This is a genomic window from Inquilinus sp. CA228, assembly GCF_052078665.1.
GTDB lineage: Bacteria > Pseudomonadota > Alphaproteobacteria > DSM-16000 > Inquilinaceae > Inquilinus.
Map to the genome: position 1 here is coordinate 1 of NZ_JBQJIK010000059.1, position 19,660 is coordinate 19,660.

General features: G+C 68.6%; 21 protein-coding genes. 8 read left to right on the plus strand and 13 right to left on the minus strand.

Translation table 11 applies throughout. The annotated features are described in order from the left end of the window. Positions 1 to 235: 235 nt before the first annotated feature. The gene (gene def / locus ACTOWL_RS25980) at positions 236 to 751 is read right to left on the minus strand and encodes a peptide deformylase (protein WP_441324188.1); all 516 of its coding nucleotides are present in this window, start codon (positions 749 to 751) and stop codon (positions 236 to 238) included. 133 nt (positions 752 to 884) lie between these two features. On the opposite strand from def, the gene ACTOWL_RS25985 reads away from it, so the two are divergent. The 4 genes from ACTOWL_RS25985 to ACTOWL_RS26000 all read left to right on the plus strand — a co-directional run bounded on the left by ACTOWL_RS25985 (position 885) and on the right by ACTOWL_RS26000 (position 4,574). Continuing rightward, entirely contained in the window at positions 885 to 1,511 is a 627-nt protein-coding gene (locus ACTOWL_RS25985) for a hypothetical protein (protein ID WP_441324189.1), read from the plus strand. 22 nt (positions 1,512 to 1,533) lie between these two features. After that, positions 1,534 to 2,691, plus strand: a complete 1,158-nt coding sequence (locus tag ACTOWL_RS25990) for an aminotransferase (RefSeq protein ID WP_441324190.1) — start codon at positions 1,534 to 1,536, stop codon at positions 2,689 to 2,691. A gap of 146 nt (positions 2,692 to 2,837) precedes the next feature. After that, positions 2,838 to 3,434, plus strand: coding sequence for a DUF1345 domain-containing protein (locus ACTOWL_RS25995; RefSeq protein WP_441324191.1), 597 nt, complete (start codon positions 2,838 to 2,840; stop codon positions 3,432 to 3,434). Between the two features lie 567 nt (positions 3,435 to 4,001). Further along, a complete protein-coding gene (locus ACTOWL_RS26000; protein ID WP_441324192.1) occupies positions 4,002 to 4,574 on the plus strand; it encodes a DJ-1/PfpI family protein in 573 nt (190 codons plus the stop codon). 47 nt (positions 4,575 to 4,621) lie between these two features. Here ACTOWL_RS26000 and ACTOWL_RS26005 read toward each other — a convergent pair whose 3' ends face one another. The 10 genes from ACTOWL_RS26005 to ACTOWL_RS26050 form a co-directional block, all read right to left on the minus strand. Further along, positions 4,622 to 5,584: an isopenicillin N synthase family dioxygenase gene (locus ACTOWL_RS26005; RefSeq protein WP_441324193.1), complete on the minus strand. Its 963-nt coding sequence runs from the start codon at positions 5,582 to 5,584 to the stop codon at positions 4,622 to 4,624. Positions 5,585 to 5,799: 215 nt separating this feature from the next. Further along, the gene (locus ACTOWL_RS26010; protein ID WP_441324194.1) at positions 5,800 to 6,837 is read right to left on the minus strand and encodes an ABC transporter ATP-binding protein; all 1,038 of its coding nucleotides are present in this window, start codon (positions 6,835 to 6,837) and stop codon (positions 5,800 to 5,802) included. Positions 6,838 to 6,847: 10 nt separating this feature from the next. Continuing rightward, the gene (locus tag ACTOWL_RS26015; protein WP_441324195.1) at positions 6,848 to 7,960 is read right to left on the minus strand and encodes an ABC transporter ATP-binding protein; all 1,113 of its coding nucleotides are present in this window, start codon (positions 7,958 to 7,960) and stop codon (positions 6,848 to 6,850) included. 19 nt (positions 7,961 to 7,979) lie between these two features. Beyond that, positions 7,980 to 8,897 (minus strand): ABC transporter permease subunit, encoded by a 918-nt coding sequence (locus tag ACTOWL_RS26020; protein WP_441324196.1) that lies wholly within the window; start codon positions 8,895 to 8,897, stop codon positions 7,980 to 7,982. Between the two features lie 10 nt (positions 8,898 to 8,907). After that, the gene (oppB, locus tag ACTOWL_RS26025; RefSeq protein ID WP_441324197.1) at positions 8,908 to 9,828 is read right to left on the minus strand and encodes an oligopeptide ABC transporter permease OppB; all 921 of its coding nucleotides are present in this window, start codon (positions 9,826 to 9,828) and stop codon (positions 8,908 to 8,910) included. 111 nt (positions 9,829 to 9,939) lie between these two features. Continuing rightward, positions 9,940 to 11,544, minus strand: a complete 1,605-nt coding sequence (locus ACTOWL_RS26030) for a peptide ABC transporter substrate-binding protein (protein ID WP_441324198.1) — start codon at positions 11,542 to 11,544, stop codon at positions 9,940 to 9,942. A gap of 248 nt (positions 11,545 to 11,792) precedes the next feature. Beyond that, complete coding sequence (locus ACTOWL_RS26035; RefSeq protein WP_441324199.1) at positions 11,793 to 12,806, minus strand: COX15/CtaA family protein; 1,014 nt, start codon at positions 12,804 to 12,806, stop codon at positions 11,793 to 11,795. 115 nt (positions 12,807 to 12,921) lie between these two features. Beyond that, positions 12,922 to 13,152, minus strand: coding sequence for a hypothetical protein (locus ACTOWL_RS26040; protein WP_441324200.1), 231 nt, complete (start codon positions 13,150 to 13,152; stop codon positions 12,922 to 12,924). A gap of 56 nt (positions 13,153 to 13,208) precedes the next feature. Continuing rightward, positions 13,209 to 14,156, minus strand: a complete 948-nt coding sequence (locus tag ACTOWL_RS26045; RefSeq protein WP_441324201.1) for a DnaJ C-terminal domain-containing protein — start codon at positions 14,154 to 14,156, stop codon at positions 13,209 to 13,211. 88 nt (positions 14,157 to 14,244) lie between these two features. Next, the gene (locus ACTOWL_RS26050; RefSeq protein WP_441324202.1) at positions 14,245 to 15,213 is read right to left on the minus strand and encodes a Gfo/Idh/MocA family protein; all 969 of its coding nucleotides are present in this window, start codon (positions 15,211 to 15,213) and stop codon (positions 14,245 to 14,247) included. Between the two features lie 142 nt (positions 15,214 to 15,355). Here ACTOWL_RS26050 and ACTOWL_RS26055 point away from each other — a divergent pair, with 142 nt between their 5' ends. The 4 genes from ACTOWL_RS26055 (at position 15,356) to ACTOWL_RS26070 (ending at position 17,846) form a co-directional block, all read left to right on the plus strand. Continuing rightward, positions 15,356 to 16,099, plus strand: coding sequence for an SDR family oxidoreductase (locus ACTOWL_RS26055; RefSeq protein ID WP_441324203.1), 744 nt, complete (start codon positions 15,356 to 15,358; stop codon positions 16,097 to 16,099). Between the two features lie 48 nt (positions 16,100 to 16,147). Beyond that, positions 16,148 to 16,990: a fumarylacetoacetate hydrolase family protein gene (locus tag ACTOWL_RS26060; RefSeq protein ID WP_441324204.1), complete on the plus strand. Its 843-nt coding sequence runs from the start codon at positions 16,148 to 16,150 to the stop codon at positions 16,988 to 16,990. Between the two features lie 158 nt (positions 16,991 to 17,148). Continuing rightward, the gene (locus tag ACTOWL_RS26065) at positions 17,149 to 17,511 is read left to right on the plus strand and encodes a hypothetical protein (protein ID WP_441324205.1); all 363 of its coding nucleotides are present in this window, start codon (positions 17,149 to 17,151) and stop codon (positions 17,509 to 17,511) included. A gap of 152 nt (positions 17,512 to 17,663) precedes the next feature. Continuing rightward, entirely contained in the window at positions 17,664 to 17,846 is a 183-nt protein-coding gene (locus ACTOWL_RS26070) for a hypothetical protein (protein WP_441324206.1), read from the plus strand. An 8-nt stretch (positions 17,847 to 17,854) separates the two neighbouring features. Here the strand turns inward: ACTOWL_RS26070 and ACTOWL_RS26075 are convergent, their stop codons facing one another. Both ACTOWL_RS26075 and ACTOWL_RS26080 read right to left on the minus strand, forming a co-directional pair. Next, entirely contained in the window at positions 17,855 to 18,769 is a 915-nt protein-coding gene (locus ACTOWL_RS26075; protein ID WP_441324207.1) for a DMT family transporter, read from the minus strand. Continuing rightward, the gene (locus ACTOWL_RS26080) at positions 18,766 to 19,530 is read right to left on the minus strand and encodes a class I SAM-dependent methyltransferase (RefSeq protein WP_441324208.1); all 765 of its coding nucleotides are present in this window, start codon (positions 19,528 to 19,530) and stop codon (positions 18,766 to 18,768) included. Before ACTOWL_RS26080 ends, ACTOWL_RS26075 begins: the two co-directional genes overlap by 4 nt. Between the last annotated feature and the right edge of the window lie 130 nt (positions 19,531 to 19,660).

Consider the following 19,660-nt stretch of genomic DNA (forward strand, 5'->3'; position numbering starts at 1 on the left):
ATCAAACCGGATAGCGGCCGTCGTGCTCTGGCCTTCGGGACTCTGCATCATCGCCTCCAGGGTTGGTTCAGCAACCTCAACCTCTCACAGGCGCGGTCGCTATCCACTCCCCATAGGGTCTTGACCCGGGCATCCAGAAATGTCGATGCCGCTCTGGGTGGCCCTGGATTGCCGGGTCAAGCCCGGCAATGACAGAAAAAGGAATTAGGAGTGGGTCTGTGAGAGGACCGCGCCGTTACGACGCGTGGTCCTTCTTCCACTTCTGGACCTTGCGCAGGATCATGTTCCGGCGCAGCGCCGAGATGTGGTCGACGAACAGCACGCCGTTCAGATGGTCGATCTCGTGCTGCACGCAGGTGGCCAGGAGGCCGGTCGCGTGCGTCTCCTGCGGCGCGCCGGCCTCGTCCAGGTAGCGGAACTTCACCTCGGCCGGGCGCACCACCTCGGCCCATTGCTCGGGCAGCGACAGGCAGCCCTCCTCGGCTGTCTGCAGATCCTCCGACGCCCAGGTGATCTCCGGGTTGATCAGGCGCAGCGGCGTCGGCGGCTCGTCCTTGCCGGCGATGTCGATGACGATGATCCGCTCCAGCACGCCGATCTGCGGCGCGGCCAGGCCGATGCCCGGCGCGGCATACATCGTCTCCAGCATGTCGTCGGTCAGCTGGCGGATGCGGTCATCCACCGCGGTGACCGGCTTCGCCTTGGTCTTGAGACGGGAATCAGGGGCGATCAGGATCGGGAGCTTGGCCATGGCGCGATCCAGATAGGCATGTGGCGGACAGGGGTCAAGCTTCGCCATCGGCGGGGCTGCTGTGCCAAGTGGCTTGTGTTACGGTGCGCCCGCGCCGCTGGGGCGCGACGGAGAGACAGACAGGACGAGAGCCGTGACTGCGATAGCCAAGCCCGAAACATCGCTGCTCGCCGACATGGCGCCGGAGGAGCAGGAGCGGCTGCGGTCGATCGCCGAGGAGGTCCGCAGCGGTGCCAATTGGGTGGTGCGCAAGCGCAAGCTGCTCGACACGCTGCTGGCGATCGAGGCGGCGATCGGCGGCACGCCGAACGAGGCGCTGATCGGCGACGACAGCGACTTCGCCGCGCTGCGCGACGAGATCCGCAAGATGGAGGAGGCGGCCCAGGCCGCCGCGGCCGCCGCCGGCGAGGCGCCGGACGAGCCGCTGGACGAGGATGAGCTGGCCGCCGCCGCCAATGAGATCGCCTTCCTGACCGGCCTGCCGACCTATGTCGGCGCGGTGCTGGAGCTGCTGGACGAGGGTGAGATCGTCGCCGTCGAGCAGGCCGCCTTCTACCACCTCTCGGCCCATCCGGAGCATCAGCGCGCCGCCGATGCCTGGTTCGACGCGGACATCCGCAACGACAAGGCGTTCCGCAAGTTCCTGCGCGCCAACCGCGATTATTCCGACCTGCTCGACCGGTTCGAGGAGATGCTGGACGTGGTCGAGGAGGGGCCGGAGGACGAGGAGTTCGAGGACTCCCCGGCAACCCGGCACTGACACCGGCGGCCTGAGCCCCAGGATGAAGCCCGGAAACGCCATCTTCTCTGGCCTCGGCACCACGGTGTTCGAGGTCATGTCCCGGCTGGCGCGGCAGCATGGCGCGGTCAATCTCGGCCAGGGCTTCCCGGACGGGAAGGGGCCTGAGGACGTGCTGCGGGTTGCGGCCACCGCCGTCACCGACGGCTGGAACCAGTACCCGCCGATGCTCGGCCTGCCCGAGCTGCGCCAGGCCGTGGCGGCGCATGACAAGCGCTTCTACGGGCTCGAGGTCGACCCCGACAGCGAGGTCGTGGTCACCTCCGGCGCCACCGAGGCGCTGGCGGCGGCGCTGTTCGCGCTGATCGAGCCGGGCGACGAGGTGGTGCTGTTCGAGCCGCTCTACGACGCCTATCTGCCGCTGGTCCGCCGCGCCGGCGGCGTACCGAAATTCGTCCATCTGACACCGCCGGACTGGTCCTTCGACCGGGCGGCCCTGGCCCGGGCCTTCTCGCCGCGGACCAAGGCGGTGCTGTTCAACAACCCGCTGAACCCGGCGGCCAAGGTGTTCGGGGCGGCCGAGCTCGACCTCCTGGCCGAGTTCGTCGAGGGCACCGACGCCTACGTCATCTGCGACGAGGTCTACGAGCATCTGGTGTTCGATGGCCGGCGGCACCAGCCGCTGATCGCCCGGCCCGGCATGCGCGAGCGCTGCCTGAAGATCGGCTCGGCCGGCAAGACCTTCTCGCTGACCGGCTGGAAGGTCGGCTATGTCACCGCGGCGCCGGCGCTGGCGATGCTGCTGGGTAAGGCGCACCAGTTCCTGACCTTCACCACGCCGCCGAACCTGCAGGCCGCCGTGGCCTACGGCCTCGCGAAGGGCGACGACTATTATGACGGCGTCGTCGCCGAGCTGCAGGGCAAGCGCGACCGCTTCGCCGCCGGGCTGCAGCGGCTCGGGCTGGCGGCGCTGCCCTGCGACGGCACCTATTTCGTCAACCTCGACATCGGCTCGACCGGCTTCAACGGCGACGACCAGGCCTTCTGCCGGCACCTGATCGAGGAGGTCGGCGTCGCCGCCATCCCGGTCTCGGCCTTCTATGCCGAGTCTCCGCTGTCGACCGTCGTCCGCTTCTGCTTCGCCAAGCAGGATTCGGTGCTGGACGAAGCCCTGGCGCGGCTGGCCAAGCGTTTCGGCTGAGCGCCTGTCGGCGTCGGCTCTGGACAGCCGCGCGCGGGAATGCCTTCCTCGCGGAAGCGATCCTGCGAAGGGAGGCTGCCCTGTTCGGCCCGATCCGCAACCATCTGCGGCACCACACCCGCTTCTATTCCGGCGCGCTGCTCGGCGTGGTGCTCTGGTTCGCCCTGGGCGGCAGCGCCAGCGGGCCGATCGCCGTCGTGATCGCCGGCGACGCCTTCTTCGGCCTGTATCTCGCCTGGACGGCGGTCCTGGCCCGGCATGCGACGGCCGAGTCCTTCCGGCATCGCGCCGATATCGACGACGAGGGCCTGCCGCTGATCGTGCTGATCACGATGATCGCGGCCGGCCTCGGCGTGGCCTCGATCTTCAGCCTGCTGAACCAGGCGGAGGGGCCGGCGCCGCAGCACCTGGTCCTGGCGGTCGCCGGCGTGGCGCTGGGCTGGGCCACGCTGCACACGGTCTTCGCCTTCCGCTACGCCCATCTCTACTACGGCAAGGCGGGCGTCGAGCGCGGCAAGCGCCAGGATGCGCGCGGGCTGGAGTTCCCGGGCGACGAGGAGCCGGGCGTGTGGGACTTCCTCTACTATTCCTTCGTCGTCGGCATGACGGCCCAGGTGTCGGACGTGCAGGTGACCGATTCCACCATGCGCCGGCTGACCCTCGGCCACGGCATCCTGTCCTTCTTTTTCAACGCCGTGATCCTGGCGCTGGCGGTCAATATCGCGGCTGGCTTGGCGAACTGACGGGCGGGCTTGACAGGACCGGCCATTCGCCCGACCTTTATCGCAGGTGCAACAAACGAAAGGAGGTGATCCGATGTCTAGCGCTCCGGTGACCTTGATCTCCGCGGCGGCCCTGATGGGACGTGCGTCGGATCGGGCGACGTCGGCAACCTCCGGTCTGCCGGCCTGACACCGACCATTTCGTCGCGGTGATCCGCGAGCGCCGGCACTCAAGACCGGCGCCTCACCGAACGTTGAAACTCGAACCGCCGCCCTTCGGGCGGCGGTTCTGCTTCTGCTTGCCGCCGCCTTCCGGGGCGGCGATCTTGCGTCGGGCCGATGGTTCCGGAAGCGGACCGAGCCCCAGCATTGTGCAATGCACCCATGCGATGGGTCTCCGGCATTGACTTTCGACGTCCCCACCGCCACTTCTACGATCGAATTCAATCACCATCCCGGCATGGTTTCGCCGCTGCCCCGCGATACGCGGTCTGCAGCGCAGGACGGCGCCTCGTGCGCGTCCGTCAGGCCACCATGTGGGTCCGGAGGGGATCCGCCGGGACCGGCTTCAGCAAGGGAGAATAATACATGCAGAACGACAAGCCTCTCGCCGGCAAGACGATCGCCATCCTCGTGTCGAACGGGTTCGAGGAAGTCCAGATGACCGAGCCGCAGCGGGCCCTGCTCGCCGCCGGTGCCACCCTGAAGATCGTCTCGACCGAGCAGGGGCTGGTCAATGGCTGGCATGAGAAGGCGTGGGGTCACTACTTCGCCGTCGACGTGCCGCTGTCGAACGCGCTGGCCGCGGATTTCGACGCCGTCCTGATCCCGGGCGGTGAGCGCGGCGTGGCCAAGCTGGCCGCCAACCCGCACACCAAGCGCATCCTCCGCGGCTTCACCGATGCCGGCAAGCCGATCGCCGCCCTCGGCGTCGCGCCGCAGCTGCTGGCGCTGTCCGAGCGGCTCCAGGGCCGCACCGTGGTCGCCAACGACGCCGTCCGCGAGACCCTCGAGGCCGCCGGCGCCAAGCTGGCCGACGACACCGTGGTGGTCGACGGCAACCTGATCACCGCCCGCGACGACCTCGACATGGCCGCGTTCAAGGGTTCGGTGGTCGAGCACTTCACGACCGTCGCCGCCTTGGTGGCCGCGGCCGCCTGATCCTTCAGAACCAAGTTTGAAGGGCGCCGGTTTCCGGCGCCCTTTTTTTATGCGCTGCCGCCCGGCGCGCGATGGGCGTAGGTGGCGTCGAGGCGCGAGCGCAGATAGTCGGCACCCAGCACCGGCGGATAGCGGGCCGGCCGGTCGGCCGTGACGCAGCCGGGCAGCGCCTCGACCAGCGCCTCCGGGTTGGGGTCGAGGAAGAAGGCGACCGAGTACCGCTCCTGCTCCGGCGGCCGCACGCGGTGCGGCGTCGAGACGTAGACGTCGTTGGTCCAGCGCATCAGGCAGTCGCCGATGTTGCACAGGAAGCCGCCGGGCACCGGCGGCGGGTCCAGCCACACCCCGTCCCGCCGGCGCACCTGCAGCCCGGCCACGCCATCGGTCGCCAGGATGGTGACGTTGCCGTAATCGGTGTGGGTGCCGGCCCCCATCTGGCCCGGCGCCACCGTGCCGGGCCGCGGCGGGTAGTGCAGCAGCCGCAGGATGGCCATCGGCGCGTCGAGCCGGCTCTCGAAATGCTCCGGGTCGAGGCCGAGATCGACGGCGAAGCCGCGATGCAGCAGCCGGCCCAGGCGCCAGGCCGCGTCGAAATAGGCCAGCATGGTCTCGCGCCAGCCGGCGATCTCCGGCCACAGGTTGACGCCGCGGAACGGTTTGCCCGCGACCACCTCGGGGTGGTCCGCCGGCAGGTCGAGGCCGATGTTGAAGGCCTCCTTCAGGTCGGTCGGCTTGGTCTCGTCCAGCGTCTCGGTGCCGACGCCGACATAGCCGCGATTGTGCGGCGACCGGGTGATCGACAGCGCCGCCTTCTCGGCCGCCGGCCGGCCGAAGAAATCCCGGGCCGCGGCGAAGACCCCGCCGGTCAGGGCCGGGTCGATGCCATGACCGGTGACGGCGAAGAATCCGACTCCGCGGCAGGCTTCGCCGAGGGCGCCGGCCACGCCCCGCAGCCCTTCCGCCCCGCCGAGCCGCAGCGGGGTCAGGTCGATCACCGGGATGTCGGTCATGCGCGGCTCCGCTGCTGGGATGGCCCGATTACAGCGGGAAGGGCAAAGAGGCACAAGCCCGTGGGTATAGCGTGTTGCCTCTCCCGCCTGGCGGGAGAGGTCGGGCGTCCGCAGGACGACCGGGTGAGGGCTGGCCCAGGCCTCGACAAACTCCCCTCACCCGGAGCCGCTTCGCGTCTCCGACCTCTCCCGCAAGCGGGAGAGGCAACGCAAGTTTACGCCGCCTCGTCGCGTCGGGCCGGGGTCGGGGTGTCCCAGAAGTGGCAGGCGGCCTGATGGCCGGGGCTGCCGACCTCGGTCAGCTGCGGCGCCACCTGGGCGCACAGATCCTGCGCCTTCGGACAGCGGGTGCGGAAATAGCAGCCGGTGGGCGGGTTCAGCGGGCTCGGCAGGTCGCCGGTCAGCACGATCCGCTTCTTGCTGCGCTCGGCGTCCGGATCGGGCAGCGGCACCGCCGAGATCAGCGCCTGGGTGTAGGGGTGGCGCGGATTGTCGTAGATGTCGTCGCGGTCGGCGATCTCGGCCAGCTTGCCGAGATACAGCACCATGATCCGGTGGCTGATGTGGCGCACCACCGACAGGTCGTGGCTGATGAAGATCAGCGACAGGCCGAACTGGCGCTGCAGCCGCATCAGCAGGTTGACGATCTGGCTCTGGATCGAGACGTCGAGGGCCGAGACCGGCTCGTCGCACACGATCAGCTTCGGGTTCAGGATCATCGCCCGGGCGATGCCGATGCGCTGCGCCTGGCCGCCGGAGAATTCGTGCGGGTAGCGGTTGATCATCTCCGGCCGCAGCCCGACCAGGCCCATGATCTCCTCGACCTTGGCCCGTCGCGCCTTCTTGCTCAGCTTGCCCTCGAACACGTCGAGCGGCTCGCCGATGATCTCGCCCACGGTCATGCGCGGGTTCAGCGAGGCCAGCGGGTCCTGGAAGATGATCTGCAGGTCCTGCCGCTTCTCGCGCATCGCGTGGCTGTCGAGATTGGCGATGTTCTCGCCCATCCACACCACCTGGCCCGCGGTCGGCGGGATCAGCTGCAGCACGGCGCGCCCGAGGGTCGACTTGCCGCAGCCGGATTCGCCGACGATGCCCAGGGTCTCGCCGGCCTTGAGGTCGAAGCTGATGCCGTCGACCGCCTTCAGGCTGTCGCGATGGCTCGACCACATGTGCCGCTTCGGCATCGAGAAATGCACGCGCAGCTCGCGCACCGAGAGGATGGTCTTGCCGTCCGGCTGCTGGGTGTCAGTCATGGCGCGGGCCTCAATGACGGGTCCGGGCGGCGCGATCGGCGTCGATGACGGCGCGATCGGCCTCGGTCAGGGGCAGCTGGGCCAGGTGGCAGGCCTTGGCCCGCCGCACGTCGCCCGTCTGGAGGCCGTCGCCACAAGGGCGCAGCACCGGCTCTTCCACCAGGCAGCGGGCATGGGCGTAGCGGCAGCGCGGCTGGAAGTTGCAGCCGGGCGGCAGATCCTGCAGGTTCGGCGGCTGGCCGCCGATCGACGGCAGCTCGGCATGCCGGTCGGAGTTCAGCCGCGGCATGCTCTGCAGCAGCCCCTCGGTATAGGGGTGCTGCGGGTTGTAGAAGATGTCCCGCACCGACCCGGTCTCGATCACGTTGCCGGCATACATCACCATCACCCGGTCGGCGAGGCCGGCGATGACGCCGAGATCGTGGGTGATCAGCACGATCGAGGTGTTGAACTCGCGCTTCAGGTCGCGCATCAGGTCCAGGATCTGGGCCTGGACGGTGACGTCCAGCGCGGTGGTCGGCTCGTCCGCGATCAGCAGGTCGGGCTGGCACAGGAGGGCCATGGCGATCATCACGCGCTGCCGCATGCCGCCGGAGAATTCATGCGGATACATGCCGATGCGGCGCTTGCCCTCCGGGATGCGGACCAGGTCCAGCATCTCGATCGAGCGCTTCAGCGCCTGGCCCTGGTTCATCCCCTTGTGCTGCACCAGCACCTCGGTCATCTGCCGGGAGATCGGCAGATAGGGGTTCAGCGACGTCATCGGGTCCTGGAAGATCATCGACATCTTCGAGCCGCGGAAGCGGTTCAGCTTGGCCGGCGGCAGGCCCAGGATCTCCTGGCCGCGGTACTGCACGCTGCCGGTGGCGCGGCCGTTCGAGGCCAGCAGACCCATCACCGACATGAACAGCTGGCTCTTGCCCGAGCCGGATTCGCCGACGATGCCGATGGTTTCGCCGGCGGCGATGTCGAGCGAGATGCCGTTCACCGCGGCGACCATGCCGTCGCCGGTCTTGAACCGGGTCACGAGGTTGCGGATCGCCAGGATGGTCTCGGCCTGGGCGGCGGGGGAGGCCACGGTGCCGGTCATCGGGGTCGGGGTGGTCACGAGTGTTGCGGTCATTGTTCGGAGGCCTTGGGGCTCAGCGATCGCGCGGGTCGAGGGCGTCGCGCAGCCCGTCGCCGATGAAGTTGAGGCAGAACAGGGTGACGGCCAGGAACACGGCCGGGAACACCAGCATCCACCAGGCGATGGTCATGCTGCGGGCGCCTTCCGAGATCAGCACGCCCCAACTCGTCATCGGCTCCTGCACCCCGAGGCCGAGGAAGGACAGGAAGCTCTCCAGCAGGATCACCTGCGGCACGGTCAGCGACATGTAGACGATGACCGGGCCGAGCGTGTTCGGGATCACATGCTTGCGGATGATGCCCCAACTCGACACGCCGCAGGCATGGGCCGCCTCGATGTACTCCTTGCGCTTGATCGACAGGGTCTGTCCGCGGACGATGCGCGCCATGTCCAGCCAGTTCACCGCGCCGATGGCGACGAAGATCAGGAAGATGTGCCGGCCGAAGAACACCATCAGCAGGATCACGAAGAACATGAACGGCAGCGAATACAGCACGTCGACGACGCGCATCATCATGCTGTCGACCCGGCCGCCCAGGAAGCCGGAGGTGGCGCCGTAGGCCACGCCGATCACCAGGCTGACCAGGGTGCCGACGATGCCGACCATCAGCGAGATCTGGCCGCCATAGAGGGTGCGGACCAGCAGGTCGCGGCCGTTGGCCTCGGTGCCGAAATAATGCGCGGCCGTGCCGTCGGCCGAGGCCGCGAAGCTCGGCGCCGCGGTGAAGGCGGTGTAGTCGACCTCGTCCAGCCCCCAGGGCAGGAGATAAGGCCCGACGAGGCAGGCGATCGCGATGATCGCGAGCATCGCCACGCTGGCGATGGCGGCCTTGTTGCCGCGCAGGCGCCGCCAGGCGTCCTGCCACAGGCTGCGGCCCTTGATCGGCTTGGCGACGGGGGGCGGAAGGGTTCCGATGGTGGCGTCGGTCATCGCCGCGTCCTCAATCGTAGCGCACGCGCGGGTCGAGCGCGCCGTACAGCAGGTCGACCATGAGATTGAACAGGATGATCAGCACGGCGAAGAAGATCACCGTGCCCATCACCAGCGTGTAGTCGCGGTTCAGCGAGGCCTGCACGAAGTAGCGGCCGATGCCGGGAATGCCGAAGATCTGCTCGATCACGACCGAGCCGGTGATGATGCCGGCGGTGGCGGGGCCGAGATAGGACACGACCGGCAGGAGCCCGGCCTTCAGCGTGTGGCGGACGATGGTGATCCGCTCCGGCAGGCCCTTGGCGCGGGCGGTGCGGATGAAGTTCGAGCGCAGCACCTCGATCATGCTGGCCCGGGTCAGCCGCGCGATATAGGCGGTGGGCGGCAGGGACAGCGCGATGATCGGCAGGATGAAGGAGGTCCAGCCGCCGGCGATGCCGCCCGCGGGCAGAATCCTCCAGGTCACGGCGAAGATCAGAATCAGCAGCGGCGCCACGACGAAATTCGGGATGGTGATGCCGACCATGGCGATCGCCATGGCGCCGTAGTCGCCGGGCGTGTTCTGCTTCAGCGCGGCGATGGTGCCGAACAGGATGCCGAAGAAGGCGGCGATCACGATCGCGATCAGGCCGAGCTGCAGCGAATAGGGAAAGCCCTGATAGATCAGGTCGTTGACCGAATAGTCCTTGTATTTGAACGACGGCCCGAAATCGCCCTGCAGGACATTGCCCATATAGCGGCCGAACTGCATGTAGAGCGGTTCGTCGAGATGATAGGCCTTCTCGAGATTCCGCTTGATCTCGATCGGCAGCGGCCGGTCGTTGGCGAAGGGGCCGCCGGGCGCCAGCCGGATCATGAAGAACGCGATCCCGATGATCACGAGGATGGTCGGTATGGCGCCGAGGATGCGGCGCACGGCATAGGTCAGCATCGTTTCAAATCCCTGCCCCCGTCCGAATGCCGGACATGTCGTGGGGGTGAAAAGGGCGATGCCCGCCCACCGGCGCGAACCGGGGAGCGGGCATCGTCACGGAACCGGTCTTTACCGCTCGACGGACAGCCAGCGCGACAGGTGGTAGTCCTGCACGTTGTCCTGCCAGCCCTTCACCGCGGGCGAAACGGCATGCTTGGTGGTGTAGAAGTAGATCGGGATGATCGGCAGATCCTGGATCATCATCTTCTCGCCCTCGACCATCAGCTCGCCGCGCTTCGCGAGATCGGTCTCGAGGCCGGCCTTCTTCATCAGCTCGTCGAACTTCGGATTGTTGTAGTCCGACGTGTTCTGCTCGCCGATGTACTGGGTCTCCAGCTCGAGGAAGTTGTTGGCGTCGTTGTAATCGCCGATCCAGCCGTGGCGGGCGATGTCCGGGAACTGCTTCTTGTCGCGGGTCTCCTGGAAGGTGCCCCATTCCTGGTTCTGCAGGGCGACGTCGACGCCCAGCGTCTTCTTCCACATTGCGGCGATGGCGACCGCCACCTTCTTGTGGTTCTCGCTGGTGTTGTAGGTGATCTCCAGCTTCAGCGGCTTGTCCGGGCCGTAGCCGGCCTTGACGAACAGCTCCTTCGCCTGGGCGTCACGCTCGGCCTGGGTCATCTTCGCCGCATCGGGCTCGAAGCCCGGATAGTTGTCGGTGCCCGGCGGCACGAAGCTGTAGGCCGGCAGCTGGTCGGCCTGGGTCACATGCTTGATCAGCGTGTCGCGGTCGATCGCCAGATACAGGGCGCGCCGCAGGTCGGCGTTGCTCTTCCACGGCTCCTTGGTGAGGTTGAAGGCGTAGAAGTAGGTGCCGAAATACGGCGTGATGTGGATCTGGTCCGGGATTTCCTTGCGCAGGGTCGGGATCTGCTGGCTCGGCAGCTCATAGGTCATGTCGAGCTCGCCGGCCTTGAAGCGCTGCAGCTCGGCGTCGATGTCCTCGGTCGGGTAGAACATGACCGTGTCGATCTTGACGTTGGCCGCGTCCCAGTAGTTCGGGTTCTTGACCACCTTGACGTAGCCCTGCGGCACCGCCTCGGCCAGCATGTAGGCCCCGTTCGAGACCATGTTGCCCGGCTTGACGAACTCGTCGCCGAACTTCTCGTAATTGGCCTTGCTGATCGGGTGGGTCGAGTGGTGCAGCAGCGACGACAGGAAGTACGGGGTCGGCGCCACCAGCTTGACCTCGAGGGTGTGGTCGTCGATCGCCTTGACGCCCATGTCCTCGAGCTTCTTGCCGTCCTTGCCTTCGCGGATGTCGCGGGCATTGACCACCTGGTCGAGGAAGTAGCCGTAGTCGCTGGCCGTCTTCGGGTCGATCAGCCGGCGCATCGAGAACACCCAGTCGTCGGCGGTCACCGGGGTGCCGTCCGACCACTTGGCGCTCTGGCGCAGCTTGAAGGTGTAGGTGAGGCCGTCGTCGGAGACGGTGTAGCTCTCGGCCTGGCCGGGAACCGGCTCGCCCTTGGCGTCGGCCATCAGAAGGCCCTCGAAGAGGTCCATCTGGATGAAGGATTCGGGCACGCCCGAGGATTTGTGGACATCCAGCGTCTCCGGCTCGGAGCCGTTGCCGCGGTTGAGCACCATCTCGGCCAGGGCCGCGCTCGAAACGCTGCCCAGGAGGGCGGCGGCGAGCAGCCCGCGCGCCAGGATTTTGGTGAAGCTGTGCATGTGTTCGCCCCTACTGTTTCCGGTTTCCCGGTCACTGGTTTGTTTGCAAGACGCACCCCAACGGGCGCGTGCTCGTCCGTCTCCCACCAGCCAGGAGTGATGGCGTGGACGGTATCGTTTCGACCGCATTTGAGCAATCGAATTCGCGGGTCTGCTATGAATCCGGCGCGGGTTTCATGCCTTGCAAAAGTCGCAAAAAGGAAAGTTTCGAATCGGCGTTGCGCTTGTTCTTTACTTTCTTCTTGGCCTCATCTGAGCCGCGATTCCGAAACCGGCCGGGTTACGAAACGAAGCGCGAGCAGCAGGGCGAGCAGCAGCAGCGCCCCCGCCTGGTGCATCGCCCCCAGCCAGACGGGCACCTGCGCCAGCAAAGTGGAGATGCCGAGGCCGACCTGGACTGCCACCATCAGCCCGGCCAGATGGCCCCAGCCGACCACCGGCGTGCGGCTGCAGCGGGCGGCCAGGGACAGCACCACCAGGGCGGTGCCGATCGCCAGCCAGCGATGGGTGAACTGCACCAGGGCGGTGTTGTCGAACCAGTTCAGCCAGGCCGGGATGATGCTGAAGGCTTCCGGCGGCAGGAACCGCCCGTCCATCAGCGGGAAGGTGTTGTAGACTTGGCCCGCGTCCAGCCCGGCGACGAAGGCGCCCCAGCACATGGTGACGGCGACGCAGCCGATCGCGATCGAGGCGTGCCGGCGCAGCGACCGCGCCTTGGCGAAGTCGCCCGGCCGGGGCAGCACCAGCCCATAGGCGGCCCACAGGATCAGGGCGTAGAGCAGTACGGCGAGGCCGAGATGGGCCGCCAGCAGGTAGTGGCTGACCGAAGGCCGGTCGACGAGGCCGCTCGCCACCATGACCCAGCCCAACAGGCCCTGCAGCCCGCCGAGCACCAGGAGGCCGAGCAGCCGCAGCCCCAGGCCCCAGCCCAGCACCCTTCGCCAGGCGAACCAGGCGAGGCCGGCGGCGAAGACCAAGCCGGTCAGCCGGTCCCAGAAGCGGTGCAGCCACTCCCAGAAGTAGATCGACTGGAACGCCTCCAGCGACATGCCGGCGTTCATGTAGCGGTATTGCGGCGTCGCCTTGTAGGCGGCGAAGGCGTCGGCCCAGGCCTGGTCGGACAGGGGTGGGAGCGTGCCGGTGATCGGCGCCCATTCGACGATCGACAGGCCGCTCTCGGTCAGCCGCGTGATGGCGCCGATCACCGCCGCGGCGAAGACCATGGCGGCGGAGAGGAAAAGCCACGCGGCGACGGGGCGCATGGAGTGTACGGCGGCAGCAGGACGCAGGGCCGCGGTGGCTGGGGCGGAGTGCATGAATCGGCTTATCGCGCCGGCCCGCGGCGGCGTCAAATCTGTAGTTGTCGCAGCGCGAGGTTCAGGGGCTGGTCTCGGCGAGATCCAGACGCCGCTCGATCCGGTCCAGGCGGGCCTCGACGTGACCGATCCGAGCTTCTACCCGCTCGATGCGTCGATGAACGCCCGCCAGATTTTCCACGACGGCCGTCATTCTGACCTTCAGGTCACTCACATCCTCAGCCAATCGATCGATCTTCTGATCGATCTGGCGGAGGTAACGCAGGATCAGGCTCTCCAGCGCGTCCGTCATGTTGTCAGCATGGCAACGACCGGCTCCGCTGTCCACGGCAGGGCCGGTCCCAGGCGTCAGCGGATCTTGCCCTTGCGCGGGTCGTAGGGGTGGCGGGCGCCCCAGTCCTCGACGAAGCGGGCCAGCTCCGGATCGGCAGGGTCGGGCAGGGTGACGGCGAGCCGGACATACTGGTCGCCGCGATTGCTGCCGGTGGGGTTGCGCACGCCCTTGCCCTTCAGCCGCAGCACCGCGCCGCTGTTCGACCCCTTCGGGATGGTCAGCATCACCGGGCCCAGCAGCGTCGGCACCTCGACCCGGCCGCCCAGCACCGCCTCCTGCAGCGACACCGGCAGGGTCATGCGGATGTCGGCGCCGTCGCGCTCCAGCACCGGGTCGGGGATGATCCGGACCTCGATCAGCGCATCGCCGGGAACGCCACGCCCGCCCTTCTCACCCTGGCCGCGCAGGCGGATGGTCTGGCCGTCGGTCAGCCCGACCGGCAGGGTGACCTTGAGCGACCGGCCGTCGGCCAGCGTCACCGTGGTCTCGCCGCCTTCGACGGCAAGGCGGAACTCGGCCCGCAGCGTGTAGCTGATGTCGCGGCCTTTGCCACCGCCCTTGCCGCCGCCGGCCCGGGCGCCGCCCTGGCCGAACATGCCGCGCAGGATGTCGTCGATGTCGCCGGAATCGGTGAAGGCATCGTAATTGTCATAGCGCTGATAGCGCGTGCCGCCGGCGCCGCTCCCGGGCCCCGTCCCGGCGCCGGTCCAGCCGGCGGGCCGGCGGGCATGGCCGCGGTCGGTGCCGTTGGCGTCGATCTCGCCGGCGTCGAAGCGGCGGCGCTTCTCGGCGTCGCTCAGCAGGTCATAGGCGACCGACACCGCCTTGAACCGATCCTCGGCGCGCGCGTCGCCCTGGTTCAGGTCGGGGTGGTGCTTCTTGGCGAGCTTGCGATAGGCCCGCCGGATCTCGTCCTCGCTGGCGGTGCGGGCCACGCCCAGCACGGCATACGGGTCATCCATGGCTCGGATCTCGGGAGGTAAGTCTTTGATCCGGATAGATGATGGCGTGCCGTCCCGGTTTCAACATTCCCCTTCGCCCTGCCGGTCTTCAATTTTCGGTTGCGTCGCCGTCCTGGAAGCGCCGGCGCCAGTCGGCCAGCTGATGCGTGATGTCCAGCGCCGCGGCCAGCGCCGCCCGGCCCTCCGGCCCGGTGACCGCCGGTGGGCGGCCGTTGCCGACGCTGTCGAGGAAGCTCTGGATCTCCAGCTTCAGCGGGTCGCCGGTCTCGAACTGCTGCTCCTCCTGGTACAGCTCCGGCTGGCCGTCGCGGCCGCGGGTCTTGCGGATGAAGGTCAGCTTGGCCTCGCTCAGGTCGACCATGATGTAACCGTCCTGCTGGAAGATCCGCATGGTGCGGTGGCGCTTCCAGCTGACCCGGCTGGCGGTCACCGTGGCGGTGCAGCCATTGGCGAATTGCAGGCGGGCGTTGACGATGTCGTCGGCCTCGCTCAGCACCGGCGCGCCGACCGCGTCGATCCGGTCGACCGGCGATCCGACGATCTTCAGCACCAGGTCGATGTCGTGGATCATCATGTCGAGCACGACATTGACGTCGGTGCCGCGCGGCTTGAAGGCGGAGATGCGCTGGCATTCGATGTAGCGCGGCCGGTCCAGGATCTTGGCCAGGCCCTGCACCACCGGGTTGAACCGCTCCAGATGGCCGACCTGCAGCACCAGCTTGCGGTCGGCGGCCAGGCGGCTCAGCGCGTCGGCCTCCTCCAGCGTGTTGCTGATCGGCTTCTCGATCAGGACGTGGATGCCGGCCTCCAGGCAGGTGCGCGCCGTGTCGAAATGGGCGTTGGTGGGCACCGCGACGCTGACCGCGTCGACCTGGCCGATCAGCTCGGACAGGTCGGTCACCGCCCGGACGCCGAGCTTGGTCGCCAGCGCCCCGGCCCGGCCGGGGTCGGTGTCGCAGACCGCGACCAGCTCGGCCTCGGGCAGTTCCGCATGCTTGGCGGCGTGCAGGCTGCCGAAATAGCCCGCCCCGATCACCGCGGTCCGGGTCCGCTTCATGTCGTCTCCACGCTCGTCAGCAACACTGCTCCGCCTTCCTAACGCTGTTGCCTACGCTTTGACCAGCGGTGATACGCTTCCGCTTGACGGGCGCGCCGCTCGGGGCGAGGAATACGTCCGACTTAACAAACGGGTTCACGACATGGCTGGCAGGCTGGCGGGCAAGACGGCGGTGCTGACCGCGGCGGGGCAGGGGATCGGCCGGGCGGTGGCGCTGGCCTTCGCCCGCGAGGGGGCGGCGGTGCACGCCACCGACATCAACCAGGCCGCGCTCGAGGCGCTGGCGGCCGAGGCGCCCGGCGTCAAGGTCACCCGGCTCGACGTGCTCGACCACGGCGCGATCAAGGCCTATGCGGCCGAACGCGGCGCCGTCGACGTGTTGTTCAACTGCGCCGGCTTCGTCCATGCCGGCACCATCCTCGACTGCGAGGAGAAGGACTACGACTTCTCCTTCGACCTCAATGTCCGCTCGGCCTACCACATGTGCCGGGCCTTCCTGCCGGCGATGATCGCGGCCGGCGGCGGCACCATCGTCAGCGTCGCCTCGGTCTGCTCCTCGATCAAGGGCCTGCCGAACCGCTTCATCTACGGCGCCACCAAGGCGGCGCTGCTGGGGCTGACCAAGTCGATCGCGGCCGATTTCGTCGGCCAGGGCATCCGCTGCAACGCGATCTGCCCGGGCACGGTGGAGACGCCGAGCCTGCATGACCGCATGGCGGCGCAGGGCGATGTCGAGAAGGCACGCGCCGCCTTCGTGGCGCGGCAGCCGATGGGCCGCCTCGGCACCGCCGAGGAGATCGCGTCGCTGGCGGTCTACCTGGCCTCGGACGAGGCCTCCTACCTCACCGGCCAGGCGATCAACGTCGACGGCGGCATCACCATCTGACCGCGGCTCCGAGCCGCCCAACACCCGCGTTCCAGGGAGAGAACACCGATGAAGCTGCTGCGCTACGGCCCCGTGGGGCAGGAGAAGCCGGGCCTGCTCGACGCCGAAGGCCGCATTCGCGACCTGTCGGGCGCCGTGCCCGACATCGCCGGCGACGCGCTGACCCCCGCCGGCATCGCCAAGCTCAAGGGCATCGACCCGTCCTCGCTGCCGGTCGTCTCCGGCAATCCGCGGCTCGGCGCCTGCGTCGCCGGCACCGGCAAGTTCATCTGCATCGGCCTGAACTACTCCGACCATGCCGCCGAGACCGGCGCCACCGTGCCGCCGGAGCCGATCATCTTCATGAAGGCCACCAGCGCCATCGTCGGCCCGAACGACGACGTCGAGATCCCGCGCGCCAGCGAGAAGACCGACTGGGAGGTCGAACTCGGCATCGTCATCGGCAAGCCGGCCAAATACGTGTCCGAGGCCGACGCGATGAGCCATGTCGCCGGCTTCTGCGTCATCAACGACGTGTCCGAGCGCGCCTTCCAGACCGAGCGCCACGGCCAGTGGACCAAGGGCAAGAGCTGCGACACCTTCGGCCCGACCGGCCCGTGGCTGGTGACGCCGGACGAGGTCGGCGACTACGACAACCTGCATATGTGGCTGGAGGTCGACGGCCACCGCTATCAGAACGGCTCGACCAAGACGATGGTCTACAAGACGCCGTTCCTGGTCAGCTATCTCAGCCAGTTCATGGGGCTGCGCACCGGCGACATCATCTCCACCGGCACCCCGCCGGGCGTCGGCATGGGCCAGAAGCCGCCGAAGTACCTGAAGGCGGGCCAGACCATCCGCCTCGGCATCGAGAAGCTGGGCGAGCAGGCGCAGAAGACGGTCCAGGCCTGAGGACCAGTCCCCGGATGACACGGGCGCCATCATGCCCGTGTCGTCCGTCGCATTAATTTGCGGTAAGTCGCCTTGCCCGCGACGGCGGCGCACCATCTCTTCGTGTGAATAGGGACACGCCCGCTTCGGCGTGCCGCGTTCAGACAGATGGTGTCACCATGCTGAAGCTGTTCCGCATCACCCCGCGCCGCGCCACGCTGATGGCGGCGCTCGGCACTGCCCTGGCCCTGCCGCTGATGGTCCCCACCCCCGCCGAGGCCTGGTGGCGCGGCGGAGGCTGGGGCTGGGGCTGGCATCCGGGCGTGAGCATCGGCATCGGCCTGCCACTCTACGCGCCGCCGCCGGTCTATTATGCGCCGCCACCCCCGGTCTATTACGGGCCGCCGCCGGTGGTCTATGCGGCCCCGCCGCCGGCCTACTATGCGCCGCCGCCGCGCGTGGTCTACGCCGCGCCGCCGGTCCGGGCCTGGGTGCCCGGCTTCTGGAGCCGGGGCGTCTGGATCGAGGGCCACTGGCGCTGAGCTGAGGCCCCGGCGCGCGCCGCCAGGTTTTCCGACGCCCGCTGTGCCCCCGGTCACAGCGCCGGCATGCCAACTCCGCCATAGTCCTGCATGCGCCTCGGTCGGATGGTCCGGCCGGGGCGTTGCGCTGGAATGAAGCGCGGAGTTGAAAAATGAGCCTCATCGGAACGACCGGCGTCGTGCCGGACGAAACGGTGGCGCAGAGCCGCGGCTGGTGCGCTTCGAAGTCGGAGACCCGGTCCGCCCAGGTGTCCTGGTCCGAGGTCGCGGTCGCCTGGGTGGCCGTGCCCGTCGTGCTCAGCGCCGTCACGGCGATCATCGCCCTGTTGTCTTGAGCTGGCAGTCAGCGTCGCGGCAGCGTCAGCAGCCCGACGCCGCCCAGCACCAGAAGCGCTCCTACAACCTGCAGCCCCGTCAGCCCCTCGTCCATCCCGGCCCAGGCCAGGAGGATGGTCGAGATGGGGCCGAGCGCCCCCAGCAGCGCCGCCCGCGGCGCGCCGATCCGCTTCAGCGCCTCACTGGTCGCCCAGACCGGCAGCACCGTGCCGATCACCGCGATCCAGGCGGCGATGCCCAGCACCTTGCCGGACACCAGCAGGTGGTCGGCCGGGCGCAGCACGAAGAACTGGGCGATGCAGGCGACGCAGGCCGACATCATGGCGATGGCGGTGAAGCGGGTGCTGCCGATCCGCGGCACCGTCTCGCTGCCCCAGACCAGATAGGCGGCATAGCCCAGGGCACTGAGCAGGATCAGCCCGGCGCCGCCCAGCCGGGCCGCGTCGAAGCTGTCGGCCGCGGCGTCCAGCACCAGGAACAGCCCGGCATAGGCGACCGCCAGGCACAGGATCTCCCGCCGCTGCGGCCGCCGGCCGAGCATCACCGCCGACAGCATGAGCACGAAGGTCGGGTACAGGAACAGGATGATCCGGCCCAGCCCGGCCGGCACCGTGCGCAGACCCAGGAAGTCGCAATAGCTGGCAATCCAGTAGCCGAGCAGCCCCAGCGCCACGGTGCGCAGCAGGTCGCCCGGCGCCAGCGGCCCCGTGGCGCGGCGCCGGGCCCAGGCCCACATCGCCACGAAGAAGGGCAGCGACAGGCCCATGCGCAGCGCCAGCAGCGTCTCGGCGTCGACGCCCTCGGCATAGCCCAGCCGGATCAGCACCGGCCGGGTGGAGAAGGCCAGCACGCCGAGGATCGCCAGCAGATAGCCGATCGCCTCGCCGCGCCGGCCGCTTTCGGCCCTTGCCGCCGCGGTCATGATTCCAGCGTCGCGGCGAAGCGCAGCCGGACGTAATCGGCGCTCCAGTTGCCGGACTGATCGCGCAGGCTGGGCGCCAGCAGCGCCTCGACCTCGTCCAGGATCTCGGCCCGCGGCACGCCACCGACGCCGTCGAGCAGTGGGTTGGCGAAGGTGTCGAGCCAGCCGCGCATGCCGGTCGGCAGCGGCGTCGGCCGCGGCACCAGGCCGATCGTGTCGACCCGGAAGCCCTGCGCCTCCAGCCTCTCGGCATATTCGGCCGGGGTCGGAAAGAACCAGGGCATCCGGGCGGCGCCGTCCAGGCCGCGGGCGTTCAGCGCCGCCACCAGGGCGGTGACGATCGCCGCGACATTGCCATGGCCGCCGAACTCGCCGACGAAGCGGCCGCCCGGCTTCAGCGCCCGCCGGACGCCGGCGATCACGGCATCGGGCTGCCGCATCCAGTGCAGCGCGGCGTTGCTGAACACGGCGTCGAACTCGGCGGCGAAGGCCAGGGCCTGGCCGTCGGCGATGCGGGCGTCGAGCCCCAGGGTGCGGGCGGCGGCCACCAGCTCGGCCGAAGCATCGGCGCCGACCACCTCGGCGCCGGCCGCGGCCAGCTTGGCGGTCAGGGCGCCGTCGCCGCAGCCGAGATCGAGGATGCGCTCGCCCGGCCGCGGCGCCAGCAGCTCGAGCACCGGCTGGCCCAGATCGGCGACGAAGCGCGCGTTGCGGGCATAGCCCTCGGCGCTCCAGGACTGCGCTTCCTTGATCGTGCTCATGGCGGTCGTTCCCTGTTGTACCGGCAGACTATCGCGCCGACACGCGTCCCTCGGCCAATGCCCGATGGGTGTATCGGTCGTGACAGCGCAAAGCGGGCCCGCCCCGATATGCCGATTTTCTACAAGACGG